Origin of the sequence: Paenibacillus sp. FSL A5-0031, from assembly GCF_001956295.1 — a bacterium.
Classification (GTDB): Bacteria; Bacillota; Bacilli; order Paenibacillales; family Paenibacillaceae; genus Pristimantibacillus.
Map to the genome: position 1 here is coordinate 148,358 of NZ_MRTD01000004.1, position 17,232 is coordinate 165,589.

At 44.6% G+C, this 17,232-nt stretch carries 9 protein-coding genes and 1 riboswitch; of the genes, 3 read left to right on the plus strand and 6 right to left on the minus strand.

The window, feature by feature from the left end:
• Positions 1 to 72 precede the first annotated feature (72 nt).
• Entirely contained in the window at positions 73 to 810 is a 738-nt protein-coding gene (locus BK120_RS09065) for a glycerophosphodiester phosphodiesterase (protein WP_076267177.1), read from the plus strand.
• A 5-nt stretch (positions 811 to 815) separates the two neighbouring features.
• Positions 816 to 2,018, plus strand: coding sequence for an SLC45 family MFS transporter (locus tag BK120_RS09070; protein WP_076267178.1), 1,203 nt, complete (start codon positions 816 to 818; stop codon positions 2,016 to 2,018).
• 58 nt (positions 2,019 to 2,076) lie between these two features.
• Here BK120_RS09070 and BK120_RS09075 read toward each other — a convergent pair whose 3' ends face one another.
• The 4 genes from BK120_RS09075 to BK120_RS09090 all read right to left on the minus strand — a co-directional run bounded on the left by BK120_RS09075 (position 2,077) and on the right by BK120_RS09090 (position 7,042).
• Positions 2,077 to 2,943: a YitT family protein gene (locus BK120_RS09075; protein WP_076267179.1), complete on the minus strand. Its 867-nt coding sequence runs from the start codon at positions 2,941 to 2,943 to the stop codon at positions 2,077 to 2,079.
• Positions 2,944 to 3,199: 256 nt separating this feature from the next.
• Positions 3,200 to 3,478, minus strand: coding sequence for a hypothetical protein (locus BK120_RS09080; RefSeq protein WP_076267180.1), 279 nt, complete (start codon positions 3,476 to 3,478; stop codon positions 3,200 to 3,202).
• A 72-nt stretch (positions 3,479 to 3,550) separates the two neighbouring features.
• Entirely contained in the window at positions 3,551 to 5,290 is a 1,740-nt protein-coding gene (locus BK120_RS09085; protein ID WP_076267181.1) for an ABC transporter ATP-binding protein, read from the minus strand.
• A gap of 3 nt (positions 5,291 to 5,293) precedes the next feature.
• Positions 5,294 to 7,042: an ABC transporter ATP-binding protein gene (locus BK120_RS09090; RefSeq protein ID WP_256710835.1), complete on the minus strand. Its 1,749-nt coding sequence runs from the start codon at positions 7,040 to 7,042 to the stop codon at positions 5,294 to 5,296.
• Between the two features lie 157 nt (positions 7,043 to 7,199).
• Positions 7,200 to 7,278, plus strand: a riboswitch (ZMP/ZTP riboswitch).
• A 64-nt stretch (positions 7,279 to 7,342) separates the two neighbouring features.
• Here BK120_RS09090 and BK120_RS09095 point away from each other — a divergent pair.
• Complete coding sequence (locus BK120_RS09095; protein WP_076267182.1) at positions 7,343 to 8,188, plus strand: bifunctional 5,10-methylenetetrahydrofolate dehydrogenase/5,10-methenyltetrahydrofolate cyclohydrolase; 846 nt, start codon at positions 7,343 to 7,345, stop codon at positions 8,186 to 8,188.
• Positions 8,189 to 8,265: 77 nt separating this feature from the next.
• On the opposite strand, the gene BK120_RS09100 is transcribed toward BK120_RS09095, so the two are convergent.
• Both BK120_RS09100 and BK120_RS09105 read right to left on the minus strand, forming a co-directional pair.
• On the minus strand, positions 8,266 to 9,222 hold the full coding sequence (locus BK120_RS09100) for a DNA-binding transcriptional repressor DeoR (RefSeq protein WP_076267183.1): 957 nt from the start codon (positions 9,220 to 9,222) through the stop codon (positions 8,266 to 8,268).
• 171 nt (positions 9,223 to 9,393) lie between these two features.
• The gene (locus BK120_RS09105) at positions 9,394 to 16,638 is read right to left on the minus strand and encodes a 5'-nucleotidase C-terminal domain-containing protein (RefSeq protein WP_076267184.1); all 7,245 of its coding nucleotides are present in this window, start codon (positions 16,636 to 16,638) and stop codon (positions 9,394 to 9,396) included.
• Positions 16,639 to 17,232: the final 594 nt, after the last annotated feature.

The window sequence follows — 17,232 nt, forward strand, 5'->3', positions numbered from 1 at the left end:
GTTTGACACAGCCATAATATTACTTCTATATAGTTAGTAATAGACTCTATTGTGCAGAAAGGATGAATCGTTATTAAAACTATTATTAATTTCGCCCATCGCGGAGCAAGCGGTTATTGTCCCGAAAACACGCTCGCTGCATTCAAGAAAGCCATTGAGCTAGGAGCTACTGGCATCGAAATTGATGTTCAACTAACGAAGGACGACCACATGGTTATCATTCATGATGAATCACTAATGCGAACAACCGGCTTGAACAGGCTTGTAAAGGATACAGCATACGAGGAGCTTATGTCACTCGATGCTGGCAGCTGGTATGGCCCCGCCTTCCACGCCGAACGAGTTCCACTTTTAGAGCAGCTTCTTGAGCTTCTCCGTCATACGGATATCATTTTAAATATCGAGCTTAAAAACGGAATCATCCAGTATCCAGGTTTGGAGCAAAAGGTAATTGACATGGTTCGAGCCTTCGGAATGGCTGATCGCATCATCCTATCCAGCTTCAATCATTATTCGCTCTTGCTCTGCAAGCAGCTGGCGCCTGAAATTCGTACCGGTATTCTATATATGGAAGGGCTTTATCGTCCTTGGGAATATGCGGCGACGCTTCAGGCTGATGCACTGCATCCTTTCAAATACGCTGTAACGCCAGAATGGACAGCTTCCGCCGCTGCACATGGCATTGCCTACCATCCGTTTACGGTTAATGATGCGGAAGAGATGGAGCGACTCATTGACGCAGGTGTAGACGGCATCATTACGGATTATCCTGATCGATTGGCTGAGGTGCTGTTAAGGAGAGGGGCATAAGCGGTATGAAAAAAACATGGCTGCTCGGGTTCGGTTTTTTTAGCATCAGCATTACATGGGCGCTTTACAACGCATTCGTCCCCTTTTTTCTTGATAAGTTTTTGACGAGTACGGCGCTGATTGGATTCATGATGACGATCGATAATTACTTTGCTCTTTTTTTGCAGCCATGGATTGGAAGCCGCAGTGATCGTACAAACACACGCCTTGGCCGAAGAATGCCCTATTTGCTCATCGGCATGCCACTTGCAGCCTTGTTCGGTGCGCTCATCCCTTGGCACACAAGCTTGCTCACGCTCGTATTGTTTATGGTGCTTATGAATCTGTCGATGAGCTTGTACCGCTCCCCGACCGTCGCGCTTATGCCCGACATCACTCATGACAGCAAGCGTACAAAAGCAAATGGCATTATTAACTTCATGGGCGGAATCGGCTCCATTATCGCTTTCGCAGGAGGCTCGTTTCTATATGAGAAACATCACTCACTCCCTTTTCTAGTTGCATCCATTTTAACGCTCATTTGTTTAGTCATTCTATTGAATAACATAAAAGAAAAACGTGATGCACTCTCATACTCGCCTGCTGAGGAAAAAACAAAAATATCGTTCAAAGAACAATGGAACCGTCCTACGATCTTTTTGCTTGGCGCAATTTTCTTCTGGTTTCTTTCCTATCAAGGGGTTGAAGCCTTCTTTACTCTGTATGGCACAAAGCACTTACAGCTAACCGAAGGCCAATCATCATTCTCGCTCGCCTTCTTCTCACTCGCTTTTGTAGCTGCCGCCATTCCAAGCGGACTGCTTGGCAACCGCTTCGGCAAAAAGCTTATTATCACGTTAGGGGTTATTGGCCTCATCGTTATTTTTGCAGCGATCTCTTTCGCAGACGCGCTGCTCCCGCTTCGTACCTTGCTTATTGTCGGAGGCATCTGCTGGGCGATGATCAATATCAATTCCTATCCGTTTATTGTTTCGCTCGGCAAAGAGCAAAGCATTGGTACACGGACAGGCATCTATTACTTAATTTCTTCACTTGCTGCTATCGCTTCACCGCCGCTCATGGGCGGCTTGATTGATCTGCTTGGTTATTCCGTGCTGTTCTATTTCTCATCAGGAGGCATGGTTATTGCGCTCTTGTTTCTGCTATGTGTAAAAGACAAGGGTCTCGCTAGGCCTGTGAGTGATCCATCTATTTCGACAAGCTTATAATATAAAAAAATCCGGCTGCGCGTCTTCTGACGTGGCAGCCGGATTTTATTGTTATGCCTTAGTGGATGCTGCCTTTGCTGAATCCGCCGCCCATGACGTCGGATACATGCTCGATAGCAATAAAGGCATTCTCATCGATGGATTGCACGATAGCTTTGAGCTTCGCAAGCTCAAGTCGGGATACGACGCAATAGATCATTTGCGTTTCATCCTTCGAATAGCCGCCGCGCGCTTGGATCAATGTCGTTGTACGACCTAAACGGTCAATAATCGCTTGCGATACCTCATCATATTCAGAAGAAATAATCGTTACCGATTTCGACTCATCGAGACCTTCCACAACGATATCAATTAATTTAATCGCTATATAATATGTAAACATCGAGTACATGGCTGAATCCCATTCAAACACAAATCCCGCAATTACAAAAATGATAACGTTAAATATCATGATAATTTGTCCGACTGGCATACGCATTTTCTTCGAAATCAGGATCGATACAATTTCTACGCCATCCAGCGAGCCGCCAAAACGTATTGCAAGACCAACTCCTGCACCGAGAATAAGACCACCGAACAAAACAGCAAGCAGCTTTTCTTCTGTAAATGCTTCAACGTGATGGAGCAATGATGTCGTGATCGACATGACGATAATGCCATAAAGGGTTGAGATCGCAAACGTTTTCCCAATTTGTTTGTATCCAAGAATTAGGAATGGTACGTTTACTACGAACAAGAACACGCCGAGTGGAAGCGATGTGAGGTGCGCCAACATAATCGATATACCGGCAATGCCACCATCGATTACATTATTCGGAACAAGAAACAATTCGAGTGCGACGCCCATTAAAATCGAACCAATCGAGATAAAAATAAACCGCTTAAAAATTTCTAAAGAAGATAACCCCTTATGCGTTTTTGCCAACTGCCCATCCTCCGTTTTCCCGATTTCATCCTATAACTTTAGCATAAAAAAGCATTTTTTTCAAAAACGCATGTACCTCGTTTAGAACATATGCTGTACTATCCTGTCCTTATTCCGTCGCAATAACCGTGCAAAACATCTATTTTCAGCTAGTGTTTACAAAAATATTATAAACTTTCCAACACAAGAAGAACTGCCTCAGCCAACATGCGCTTAGAAGCAGTCCTTCATAGACTTACCTTTTTGTGCTCACAGATTAGTCTACGTAACCTGCAAGGCCTTTGTCCATCAAATAATCCATTTCTGCGTCCAAGATCGATTCCACAACCAGCTCGTTCGACTTTACATCAGGACGGCTCAGTACATAATCTACGAGCTCGTCGCCGTCAATATCTACCTCGCCATTTTTATCTTCCTTCGCGCTGCCGATAAACGCTTGCTCATGCTTTAATACAAGCTTAATCAGCTTCTCATCCGCATTTGTTTCGTTTGCTATATACTGCAAAAGTTCTTGCTCGTTCAGTTGTTCTGTCATCGTCTGTCATCTCCTAATTGTATCGCTCGTCTCATTGTACCACATTCATATGACCTTTATGAGACCGTACGTCTATACTTGTTGTAAAAATTGACTGCCATGCAGTTGATCATATAACCCTTTTTTGGCGAGCAGCTCATCATGTGTACCGCGCTCCGCGATTTCACCATCTTTAATAAATAAAATGGTATCCGCATTTCGTATGGTACTGAGTCGGTGCGCAATAACGAAGCTCGTTCTGCCGCTAAGCAGCTTCTTCATCGCTTCTTGAATTTGGAGCTCAGCCAGCGTATCTACACTGCTCGTTGCTTCATCGAGTATAAGCAGCGCGGGGTCTCCAAGAATGGCCCGAGCAATCGTGATAAGCTGGCGCTGACCGTGACTTATGTTCCCGCCTTCCGCTGTCAATTCGGTCTCATAGCCTAGTGGAAGCTTCGTGATGAAGCTATTCGCATTCGCTTGGGCAGCCGCCTCCTCCACCTCTTCATCGGTAGCATCCAGCTTGCCATAGCGGATATTCTCACGAATGGTACCCGAGAACAAATGGGCATCCTGCAGCACGATTCCTAGCTGTTTGCGCAAGCTGTTTTTGTTTATCGTGCAGATGTCTTCGTCATCAATCAGTATTTGACCGTCCTTGATCTCATAGAATCGCCCAATCAGATTAATGATCGTAGTCTTGCCCGCTCCAGTTGGACCCACTAGCGCAACGGTCTCTCCCGGCTTCGCAATAAAGGAGATGTTATTAAGCGCTGCGGTTCCGTCGTTATATTCAAACCGCACATCACGAAACTCTACCTTGCCGCCAATCGTTTCCATCTCTTTCACGGCCTCGGGTTCTTCATATTCTGATGGAATATCCATCATCTCAAACACCCGCTCCGCGCCTGCTACCCCCGACTGAATCATGTTATATTGATTGGCAACCTCATTCAAAGGGCCTGAGAATTGCTTTGAATAACCGAGAAAGCTTATGATGACGCCCACTGTTGCATGGTCATGAATTGCCAGCCAGCCGCCGACACCTGCAATGATCAAATAGCTGATATGACCAAACATGTTCATAAACGGGCCCATCGTACCCGAATAAATTTGAGCTTTTGTTCCGACTTTCTTCAGCTTGGCATTAGCGGCGCTGAACTGCTCCGCCATTCGCTCCTCTTGATGAAACAGGGCTACGACCTTCTGCCCTGATACCGTCTCCTCGATAAAGCCGTTAAGCCCGCCAAGCTCCTGCTGCTGTCCTTTGAACTGACGCTGTGTTACCTTCGCAATTCGTTTCGTTACCAAAACAATGACCGGAATAACAATGAGTGCTACAAGCGTTAGCCACACATTTAAGAAAAGCATCATCGCGAACGAGCCTATGAGCATGATAACGCTCGATATAATTTGAATTAAGCTTTGATTCAGCGTATTCGTAACATTGTCGATGTCATTCGTCGTACGACTCATGAGCTCACCGTGGTTTTTACTCGCAAAAAACGGAATAGGCAGCTTTTGCAAATGATTAAATAATTCCTTGCGAAGACTCCATACGGTCCGCTGCGATACATCAGCTAAATAAATGGCTTGAAGCCAGCTGACTAAGCTGCCAGCCGCGTATATGCCAAGCATAAGCAAACAAATAGAAAGCAGCCCCTCGTATCGATTCGCTACAATATAATCATCCAAAGCTTTGCCCAAAAAATAAGGACCGGCGAGCGTAAGTCCTGCGGCAACTATCGTTAGTGCAATAACCGCCAGCAATCTAGCGCGGCCATGAAGCAAATAAGTTCCAATTCTTCTTAATGTCGTTAGCGTATGATTCATCTATCAAGCTCCTTGCTGGGAAAAGGCCATTTTCTGGTATAGCTTGCTTTGTTCAAGAAGCTCCTGATGCGTGCCAATTGCAGTAATTCTTCCATCCTCAAGCACAATAATCCGATTTGCCTGCTGTACGGATGCAATTCGCTGACCAATGATAAGACAAGTGCTGCTCTTCATAATCTCTTGCAATGATTTGCGTATGAGTAAATCCGTTCTCAGATCAACCGCGCTTGTACAATCATCAAGGATGACAATTTTAGGTTTCAGCAGCAACGTCCGAGCTATGGACAACCGCTGCTTTTGGCCGCCGGACAGATTGACCCCGCGCTGGCCAAGCAGCGTATCGTAGCCATTCTCCAGCTTCATAATAAAGGCATGAGCCTCAGCCGCCTTGGCTGCTGCCTCTATTTCATCCTGACTCGCATCCGGTTTGCCATAGCTGATATTGTCACGAATGGTTCCACTGAATAGATGCGCCTGCTGAAGCACCATACCGATATGGCTATGCAGCTCTGCAGAAGCGATCTCGTTAATCGGATGGGAATCAATGCGAATCATCCCCTCTGTCGCTTCATAGAACCTTGGTATAAGGCTGACCAGCGTTGATTTTCCTGAGCCGTTTACTCCTACGATCCCAATTGTCTCGCCTGGCTCTATATCCAGATCTATGTCGTGAAGTATGTTTTTCTCCGAGCCTTCATAGCTGAAGCTCACATGGTCAAACGTAATTCTGCCAGCCTGTATTTTCTTGGACTGCTCGTTAGCTTTTCGTTCAGCTGTCCATTTATCTGCCGGTACCTCCAATATCTCGTTAATGCGGTCAGCAGAAGCCTTCGCCCGAGAGATTGCAATCAATTGATTTCCAAGTCCTAGAGTAGAGAAGAGAAGCTGTGTAATATAAGTTAAAAAGGCGGCGAGACTGCCCACCGACAGCGCCCCGTGCTCAGTGAGCATTCCCCCATACCATAATGCAGCTACAATACTAAAATTAAGAATGATCGACACAAGCGGCGTATTAAGCGCAACGATCTTAGCTGCTTTTAGACTGGCATGCAGTAAATTTGAGTTCGTTTCATTAAAACGTTCTTCCTCGTAATCGGACCTTACAAATGCTTTCACAACGCGGATACCAGACAAATTCTCTTGCATCACGGTATTCACTTGATCAAGCCGGTGCTGCATCATTGAAAACAAAGGAACGGTAATCCGAGTTGTAATGATGAGGAATAGAGCTAATAAGGGTATCATTGCGAGCAAAATAATAGAAAGGCGCGGGCTTATTACAAAAGCCATGACCAGACTGCCGATAATAATAAATGAACTGCGTGCAAATACGCGGAGCAGCAGCAATACTAAGCTCTGAATTTGTGTGACATCACCCGTCAGTCTCGTCACGATAGAGCCTGAACCAAAACGGTCAAGCGATCGAATCGACAGCGACTGGATTTTTTGAAACAGCTCCTGCCTGAGATCAGCCCCAAAGCTTTGTGATGCTATCGTCGAGAACACCGTGCAGCCGACACCTGCTATTAGTCCGATTAATGCGGCGATCAGCATTTTGGGCGCGGTGCTCGCGATTGCTGTGAGATCCCCCGCTATAATGCCATCATTCACAATGCTCGCCATGAATTGCGGCTGCAGCAAATCCATAAACACCTCTAGCAGCATAAACAATGGTGCAAGCACAGCGCTAAGCCAATATTTCCTCAAAAATCTAGTGAGCTTTAACAACTTATCACCTCTATCTCCCATCATTTTGCGCAAACTGCAATAAAGAGGGCAGCGCGACCCGCTCCCTCTTGATAAAGTAATTATAGCATCCATCCTCTCATTTCTACACCTAAATAATCATAAAATAACGTTAATGACTCGCTTTTAAACTTTCCACCTGTTAAAATCAAAATACCATTAAAAAGCTGTGCGTAACTGGCGGAACATGGATAGCCATGAGGAAGCGCACAGATCATTAGCCGTACGCCTGGGCAAAGGTAAGGGGACATACCCCTTGCCTTTTTATGTTTTTTAACATCTATTTATAAGGGGCTGAGGTAGAAGATGACGGAAAAATTGATTTTGGATGGAGCCATTGTGGCCGATGCAATTAAAGAGCAGCTGAAAGCAAGAGTGGAGACTCTAAGCAAGCGGGGAATCATTCCATGCTTAGCGACAATACTGGTGGGCGATGACCCTGCCTCTGAAACCTACGTTCGAATGAAGGGCAATGCATGCAAGCGGCTTGGCATTGATTCCAAACGTATTCATCTGAACAAAAACATATCCACAGATGATTTGATTGACGTTATTTTGCAGCTTAATGAAGACCCGCTTATTCACGGCATCCTCTTGCAGCACCCCGTTCCGCATCAAATTGATGAGCGCGCTGCCTTTGAAGCGATTAGTATCCATAAGGATGTTGATGGTGTAACCGCGCTAGGTTTTGCTCAAAATGCATTTGGTTATGCCCAGTATCCGTCATGTACCCCTGCTGCTATTATGGCTATTCTTGATTACTATGACATCAAGGTTGAAGGCAAACATGCCGTCGTCGTTGGACGAAGCCCGATTCTAGGCAAACCCGTTTCTCAGATGCTGCTGAACCGCAATGCAACCGTAACAACCTGTCATTCCAAAACAGAAAATTTAGCAGAGCTATTGCGTCTTGCCGATATCGTCGTTGCTGCAGTCGGCAAACCAAGCTTTATTCAAGGCGAATGGATTCGCGATGGCGCTGTAGTACTTGATGCAGGGTACAATAAAGGGAATATTGGGGACGTTGACTACGAGGCATGCCTAGCAAAAGCAAGTGCGATCACCCCTGTGCCAGCAGGCGTAGGTCCTGTTACGATCGCCACGCTTCTGAAGCATACGGTTGACTCCGCTGAGCGATTTGCACTTCAATAAGAGATATAGGAAGAAAAACGAGGGGATCTTATTTGCTGCCTTGCAGCTAAGATCCCCTCGTTCGTTCTATAGGATGTTTACACATCCCGTTCTAATAAATACCTCGCTGTAAACTGATCGGTAATGAGTACATTCGTGTAGCCGCCGCGCAGCGCGCCATAAATGCCATCTACCTTCTTCGCACCGCCCGCCACAAGTATCGACTGGTCCTTGCGCTTCAGTTCATCGAGACTGATTCCAATCGTGCGCTGGTTCATGAGTGTTGAACAAATATTGCCTGTAATATCAATATAGCGTGAGCATATATCGCCAGCGGCCTTCTCGCGAATAATTTCCAGATCGGAATCTGTGAAATAATTGGCTCTAATTAATACAGAATCATCCGTAGGGGCTCCCACGGTTACAACGGCAATATTAGAAAGCTTTCCTAGCTCCAAAATATTGCGGATATGGCGATCCGATTCAATCGTCCGCTTGACAACCTCATGGTCAACAAGCGCCGGCAGCGGAATAAAGTAAGGAATCGTATGGAAAGCCTTGCCGAATAAATGAACAATTTCATAAGCGTATGTATTGGTTTCCGAATGGCTAACCCCGCCGTTGAGCTGCACGACCTTAACGTCGCGAACCGGCTTATCCTTAAGCTGAGAAGCCATTTGAAAGAGCGTCGTTCCCCACGTTGTCGCAATGATATCGCCATCTTTTACCGTATCGTATAAATAGTTCGCTGCCGCTTCGCCAATATACCTCTTTACGATGCTGTCCTCATACTGCGGCACAGAAACGATAACCGCTTTTTTCAGCCCAAACTTCGCTTCCAAACGATTCGCCAGAACAAAATTGTTTTCGTTCGGGTGTACGATTTTTATTTGAACGTACCCCTCATCCTTCGCCTGCTGTAAAAATCTTGATATCGTAGGGCGCGATACCCCCAGCTTCTGGGCGATTTCTTCCTGATTATAATCCAGTTCATAATACAGCCTTGCTACATCAATCATTTTGCTAAGCTTATCATCCAGTCGATCATCAGCCATCCAAGTTTCACTCTTTCTATTTATGTCTAGAAATGCAAACGGTATCTACTCCCTCTAATTTAACATAGGTTTCAAATGAAGTGTCGCCTTCTTTGTATGAAAACAACAAATCTTACTAAAAAAAACGTCCCACCCCACTCTTAACAAGTGGAATGGGACGCTTTTGCTTAATTAAATTCCGTTTCTTCCTTCATACTCTAATGCGGACAAAATCAGTGTAACCACATCTGCTCTTGTTGCATTTTTCTTAGGTGCAAATTTATTGCCGCCCATGCCTGCTACTAGTCCTTCGGCTTGTGCCGCAGCGATATAAGGACGTGCCCATACAGGGATGTCACTCAAATCAGCAAACGTCGGCTTCGCCTTCGGATCAACTTTAATGCCTAGTGCGCGAACAAGAATTACGGTCATTTCCGTTCTTGTTAATTCACTTGATGGTCGAAGCGTATTATCCTCGTAGCCTGCAATGACCTTATCTTCAATAAGCTGTGCAAAGAAGGAGCGTGCCCATGCAGGAACTTGATCTGCATCTGCAAAGTCCAGCTTGCTCGTCGACGATTCAAGCTTCAGCGCTCTGCCTACCATTGTAATAAATTGCGCTCTTGTTGCTGTGTCTCCAGGGTGGAACGTACCGTCTCCATACCCATTAACAAAACCAATTTCCACTGCCTTCGCAATAGCATCTGCCGCCCAGTGGCCGCGTACATCACTAAATGTGATGGATGGTGTCGGCGTTGGTGTCGTCACCGGCGGTGTCGTCGGTGTTGGCGTTGGTGTCGGCGTCGGTGTTGTCACCGGCGGTGTTGTTGGTGTTGGAGTAGGTGTTGGAACTACAACATTCACATCAACAATGCGTCCTTCAGTCGTTGCATTAATCGTACCTAGTTGATTGATATACTCCAAGAATACCTCGTAGTCAACAATGTTCATTTCGTGCTGACGTCCAGCATCTTTGGCTTGCTTCATCGAGCGATAGAAATCGCCGCCATTAGCCATAAATGAGTTTGTTGCTACAAAATAATAAGCGTTCAAATCAATTGCACTGTAGCTGCCATCTGCGTTTTTGATTTCAACCTTCGTAATGCGTTCGCCAGTTTGCTTAAGAATTCCGTCTGCATCCAAAATTTCTGGTTTCTTACTAGAATCGTAGTAGAAGCGCATGCCCGATACTTGCGGGAAGCGGCCTTGTCCTGTTTCGATTCCACTTACACCGTTCTCAAGCGCAGCAACAATTTCTTGCCCTGTCATACGAAGCGCTGTAAGGTTGTTTCCGAAAGGCATCACAGTAAGCAATTCACCCATCATGATGTCTCCATCTACTTTACCTTCAGCTGTCTTCTTAATCGAAGCGCGAATGCCGCCACCATTCTGAATCCCTACATAACCTTTTACATCTAATTCCTTTAATGCCTCATTGCTGTTTACAAAGCTTTTTACTTTGGAGACCATTCCGTCTGTCATTAGGTTTCCGAGATTGGTTTCCTTTGCTCGTGCAGAAGCACGTTCACCATCTAGGAACACATTTGTTTTGCCGATCACTTGTTTCTGAATACTCTCAACACCCGCACTATATGGCTTCAGCATTTCAACAGCTTCCGGGTCCGCTGCATAGCCGCTAACTGTAAGCAGCTTGCCATTCCATGCGGTCAATATCCCTTTGTTATTGAATTCGAGGTCCAAGCGGCCCAAATAATTGCCATACTCTTCTGCCTGTACAACGAGTGTCGGCTCTCCCGCAGCATGATATACAAGCGGTGCGTCAACCTTCGTGTGGCTATGTCCACCGACGATAACGTCGATGCCCGTAACCTTCTCAGCCAATACTTTATCAAATTCATTTCCTAGATGCGTCAATGCCACAATCTTATTGATGCCTTCTTTTTCGAGCATTTTAACCGTTTCTTCAGCTTTCTTAATATAATCCTCAAACACAATATTATCTCCTGGCGAAGCAAGGAATTTTGTGTCCTCCGTTGTTAAGCCGAATACGCCGATTTTTTGCCCGCCTTCATCCAATATAATTGCGTCATAAATTTTACCTTTCGCAGCTGGTTTACCGATTGCCTGCTCAGATACAAGTCCGTTCATTGCAGGTTCCTTGCTGAAGTCAATATTGGAGCTTACAAACGGGAACTCCGCTTTTTTGATAAAATCAGCAAGTACGTTTGGACCTTTATCGAATTCGTGGTTTCCGAATACCATCGCGTCATAACCAATCTTGTTCATAAACTCCAAGTCCGCTTGACCAAGATATTTGTTGAAGAACAGCGTACCTGAGAATACATCACCTGCATCAAGCAAGATAGAGTCTTTTACTTCTGCACGAATTTCTTTAATCGCTGTAAAACGTTTTGCAATCGAATCAAGGTGAGCATGCGTGTCGTTCACATGCATAATCGTTAGCTTGAATGGATCGTTCTCACCTGGAAGCGGCTCGCCTTTTAGATCAACAATCCGGCCCTCAACAGCAGAAGTTGCCGCCGTAATAGCTCCAAGCTTCTGAATGTAGTTCGTAAACACTTCGTAGTCCGGCAAATACAATAAGTTTACGCGTCCTTCTTTATAGGCCTTCTCAAGTGAAGCATAGAAATCTCCGCCTTTGGCCGTAAAAGCATTTGTCGCAACTTCATATTTTGCTTTCAAATCGATCGGAACGTAGCTATCTCCGTTTTTCACTTGAATGCGCACTACACGCTCGTTTACTGGTTTAGTCGAGTCATAGTCAAAACGCATTCCAGCGATATGCGGGAAGCGACCGTCCTTAGTCGTTGTAATCGTAGACACACCGTTTTCCATTGCGTCCTTGATTTCTTGGCCCGTTAAAGTGATCGTAACCAAATCGTTATTGAATGGAAGAACGGTTAATACTTCCCCTTGAGTGATCGGCCCCTCACTAATCGTTTCACGTATTCCGCCGCCATTTTGCAGCGCAATGACCGCATTTGTTCCTGCCGCTTTCGCAGCTGCCAGCATACCGTCAGCGATCAAATTTCCAAGGTTCGTTTCTTTTGAACGAACATCAGCACGAAGGCCATTCAATATAACATCCGTATTTCCTACTACCGTTTTTGACATCTCAACAACGCCGGGCTTATACTTCGATTCTAAAATTTGTTTAGCTTCGGTATCCTCATCAATGTTAAATTCCTTACCTGTCATCGCATCGATGGATATCAGTTGATCATGCCATTTGGTTAGAATACCTTCATCGTTAAAGCTCACTTCAAGCTTGCCAAGGAACTGGCCTTTTTCACCCGTTTGAACGATAAGCTTTGGTGCGCTCGGATCCGAATTGTCGACAACTGCTGCATCTAGTTTCGTATGACTGTGTCCTCCGACAATGATATCGATACCTTGCACCGCTTTAGCAAGCTCCACATCTGCCTCATAACCAATGTGAGATAAAACAATGATTTTGTTAATGCCTTTTCCTTGAAGCATAGCAACTGTCTCTTTGGCCTTCTCGACTGCATTTTCGAAAGTTACATCGCCCGGTGAAGCGATATTAGCCGTATCTTCCGTGGTAAGACCAATGATTCCGACTTTCGCACCATTAATATCTTTAATAAGTGCCGGATATATGGTTGCACCAACGGTTCCATTGCCAATTTCGTTTTTGAACAATTCGTTCAAAACAACATCTTTCGAAAAATTCACATTTGATGAAACGAAAGGAAACGTTGCATTTTTAATAAAATCAGCAAGTACATTCGAATTTTTGTCAAATTCATGATTACCGAAGGTCATCGCATCGTATTTAACTAAATTCATAAATGCAAGGTCCGCTTGTCCCAGGTATTTGTTGAAATACAGCGAGCCTGAGAACACATCTCCAGCATCGACCAGAATCGGATTCTTCGAGCTTGCTTTCGCTTCCTTAATCGCCGTCACACGGCGTAAGATATTGTTCGGTACGCTCGTCGTATCTAAATCCAAATTCGCATGCGTATCATTTGTATGCAATACGGTCATTGCAAATTCTTTCTTTTTCTTAGCTGAAAGATCCAACTGCGCGAGAAGCGGATCATGATCGCTAACTCTGCCCTGTTCTGTAGAGAAATCTGCATTGACATGTACTACGTCGATTTCTGCTGTTGTCCCAATCGTTTTATCCACGAGAATGTGATCAAGCGTTTGTGAATTACCGTCATAGATATACGAGTAACGCTCTGAAACTGGCAGCGTATCAACAAGATTTGTTAATTCATTGCCTTTAATTTTGTTCAATGTGCCTGAGAATTGGAAATCGTTAAAGTCGCCTAATACGACTACGCTTGCTTCAGGGTCTTTCGTTGTCAATTCCTTCACGAAGCTGTTAACAGCTTCCGCTTGCTTCGCGCGCTGCACTTCGCTGCTGCGAACAACCGGCTGAACATCGCCCCAAGGCTTGCCGTCTCCACCTTTTGAATTCAGATGGTTCGCAATCGCAACAACTCGTTTTCCTTGGAACATAAATTCTGCTACAAGCGGTTTACGAGATGAAGCAAATGTTGAAGCGTCATCAGAGCCAATACGGCCAGGATTTTGCGTTAAGCCGCCAATTCCGTTTACTTTAATTGTTGATTTGTAATCGCCTTTCGTTCCTTGAGCAAGTGTTACACGGTCGGCTTGATATAAGAAGCCTACACGGATATTACCGCCAGGAGCGCCGCCATCTTTATTTCTCTCAGGAGCGATGTCTGTATAAGAATACGTAGGTCCGCCTTTTGCTTTAATCGCATCAATCAGCGTTTTGAAGCTTTGTTCAGCATCCGTATTTTCGGTATCCTTTTCGCCATCGTTGTCTTGTACTTCCATTAAACCGATAATGTCTGGCTGCTTCATATTCGTTACAATAATTGAAGCTATTTTTGCAGCTTTAGCTGTTTGATCTGCGCTGAAGTTTTCCACATTAAATGTAGCAATCGTCAGCTTTTCCGCATTCGGCACGATACTCGTTACCTTCTGGACGTTTGTACTGCGTACGATAGTTGGCAAAGCTTGTGTAGGCAACAGTTTATACAGATCACCAGCGTATTGAATTACGCCAATAATATTGCCGTTAAATGCATCGCCAGTTTTAATCTCTGCACCAGCTGGCTTTGATCCGCCTACATACAGCTTCTGCGGGTTCAAGCTGCTATCAATAGCAGACAAACCATTTCCTTGCAATACAATTCCGCCTACAGCGGTTTTCTCTGGATTGTTAGCACCATTATCAAACGTAATTGGAGTTACCGCATTCGCGTAAGGTCCAGTAATCGTTGGATTTTTCACTTCAACGAGCATGCTCTCCAAACTCTCGAAGAAATCAATTGCATCGTTTTCTGGGTTGAACTTACTGAAGCTGTCGGTATCGATCAGGTTAGGAATGATTCGACCGCCTGTTCCTACCAATGTAGCTTTAGGAAGCTGGTTATCGCTCGATACCTTAGTGATTGTTGATGCATTGATTTGCGTTACAGTCAAAGATGGACTGTTTCCAAATTCCTCTACAGTACCTGTGACTGATACTCCATCCTTAACAGCTAGACCATGTGCTGGCTTGTACACCTGAATAGCCTCGGACGTATTCGAATTCTCATCCTGATCCGCATCAGGTGCCTGCATGTAGAAGGAATTCGCGCTGACCGAAGTAATAATACCAGTAACATTCGAAACCTTTACATTGGTATAGATCGATTTATGCGTCTCACCTTGAATTGTATGAATGGCAATACCATTCGTATTTTCTAATACTTTATACGTAAACGTCGATACATCACTTGTCACTCCACCAGCTGTTACAACTGCTTTAATGACCATATCCGCATTTACAACAATGGCTTTCGTATAAAGCGTTCCTGTTGTAGCTGTAGGAACAGTTCCGTCTGTCGTGTAACGAATCACACCACCCGGAACTAGTGAGCTTAGCGATACAGCTCCTCCAGCGTTAATGCCGCCTGACGGAATGCTCGCTTGAACAGCCAACCGTTTCTCAACAATGTCGAGTGTATTACGCGGCAATAATTCCAATCCTACACTGGAATGGAACGTCATAACGCCAGTAACCTGCTCGAAAGTTTTACCTGCCACGAACGAAGCATCGGAAGAATAAATAATAACTTTGCCGCCATTCACAGCATCGGTAGCTGTAACAACGCCGCTGGCAACACTTTCAACTTTAATATTTTTGACTTGAACCAAACGACCTTCGAATTTGTTGCGATTTTCAGTCGTTTTGCCAAAGCTCGAAGAATCAACAACGATCTGATCTGGAATAGGAGCAGAACCCGTTACTTTTGCATTTTCAGCAGATGCCTCCAATTGAAGCAATCCCGAAAATTCAGTCAGCTTGCCGTAAGCCTCAATCATGTCGCCCGGTTGTGCGGAGACGCTGTTTGGAACTCTGACAATAATGCCTCCGTTTTGATCCTGTACAAAAAGATTTACAAAAGCGCCTGAATCCGCTCGATGTGTTACAACACCACTAAGCGTTACGCTTGTACCAAGTGCAGCCGCACGTGCTTGCGCGATAGTCACTAGTGTAGATATCGTATAAGAATATTCACGCAAAGCACTATTTGGAAAACCTTCTTTTTTGGCATAAGTATGAACCGTTGTAGGCGCATCAATTTTAATTTCTGTTACATTCGGTTGATACCATGTAAAGTCCTCTGGAGCAACTTGCGTTTCTCCTGCACCGTATACACTGTAGTAAACACTAGCGCCAACCGTTGGCGTCGAGAGCTTAATGATTGTACCCGGAAGTACAGCTCCTTCGTTTACGTCTGGCGTTACTGCTTCAACATCAACAGCGACAACACCGTATGTGGAGTTGCGCGGGTCGGGTGTTAGAATGTCAAAGTCCGCGGAGTTATTATCTGTATCCTTCCCGCGGCTGTCACTTGCTGCTCCTGTATCTGCTTTACGAATGGCAGCTTTTGAGCTGGATAAAGCTGCTGTTGGCTGCTTTTCAGATTCGTTCGCTGCTCCGTAACCAATAAAGTCAATCTTATCTGATGTTTTGTTTAACAGTTCTACTTTCCCATCAGAGACGCTCATTGCCAATGTCCCTACAACATCAGGTGTTGGAAGGCTTGCTCCCACGGCAGCGTTACTCGCTTGTTGAATTAGAAAGTAGCCTTTTGATTTAATAGTCCCTGTTAAATTTGTTGTATTTCCAACTGTGAAGGCACCTTCTTTACTTGCGTATCGAACGCTCCAACCTGTCAATACAACGTCTTTATTCGTCGGATTATACAATTCGATAAAATCATTTCTCAGTGTTGCTCCGCTGTTCCCCCCACCGCCATACACTTGTGAAATAACGATATTATCTCCTGCAGGCGACGCCTGAACCGGCGCACCTAAGCTGCCGAGCGTACCTCCAACCAAAAGAAGAGCCGCTAACAGCATGCAAGCTTTTCTTTGTATTCGTATGACCAATTTGTGCATCCTACATTTTCCCCTCTCCACAACCATTAATGAATAAAATAGTTTACCCAACAATTAGATTAGCTACAAAGTGTAATCACAACATCAAAATGAAATTAAGTTCTCGTAAACATGCACATTTGTTCATAGATGGCAATAAAAAATCCCCTTACTCCAAAAGCATGCATAACATCCGTGAACAGACTATTTGCATTGATGAAGGAAGGGGATTTCAACTTCGGGCCCAAAGTTTATGAACCATCTACTTTTAAATGTAATGTAAACTAACACAAGACTTTATGGAGAGTATACAACGGAACATTTTTCCTGTCAATTGGTAGAAGGATTTGTTTTAAACAGACTGAAATTGTGTTTTAAGTACCATGTACATAACTTAACATGTAACTTTAATGGGTCATTTTGTCTATTTTATAAATGCCGAAGTGGTTCTTTCCGTATATTCAAGCTTAATGTTACAATATTTTCAAATACTTAAGCGTGCCTAGAGATGTGTTGCCCTTCTAATTTCTCTACGAAACTCCTATTAATATGTCGAAAGATACGATATTCATAGGATTTAATAGCAAAAATAAAGGCTTATCGAAATAGTTTGAA

Excerpts from the sequence above, each read along its gene's own strand:
- BK120_RS09070 (WP_076267178.1), top strand. The coding sequence starts at position 816 with ATGAAAAAAACATGGCTGCTCGGGTTCGGTTTTTTTAGCATCAGCATT.
- BK120_RS09085 (WP_076267181.1), bottom strand. The coding sequence starts at position 5,290 with ATGAATCATACGCTAACGACATTAAGAAGAATTGGAACTTATTTGCTT.
- BK120_RS09090 (WP_256710835.1), bottom strand. The coding sequence starts at position 7,042 with ATGATGGGAGATAGAGGTGATAAGTTGTTAAAGCTCACTAGATTTTTG.
- BK120_RS09100 (WP_076267183.1), bottom strand. The coding sequence starts at position 9,222 with ATGGCTGATGATCGACTGGATGATAAGCTTAGCAAAATGATTGATGTA.
- BK120_RS09080 (WP_076267180.1), bottom strand. The coding sequence starts at position 3,478 with ATGACAGAACAACTGAACGAGCAAGAACTTTTGCAGTATATAGCAAAC.
- BK120_RS09105 (WP_076267184.1), bottom strand. The coding sequence starts at position 16,638 with ATGCACAAATTGGTCATACGAATACAAAGAAAAGCTTGCATGCTGTTA.
- BK120_RS09095 (WP_076267182.1), top strand. The coding sequence starts at position 7,343 with ATGACGGAAAAATTGATTTTGGATGGAGCCATTGTGGCCGATGCAATT.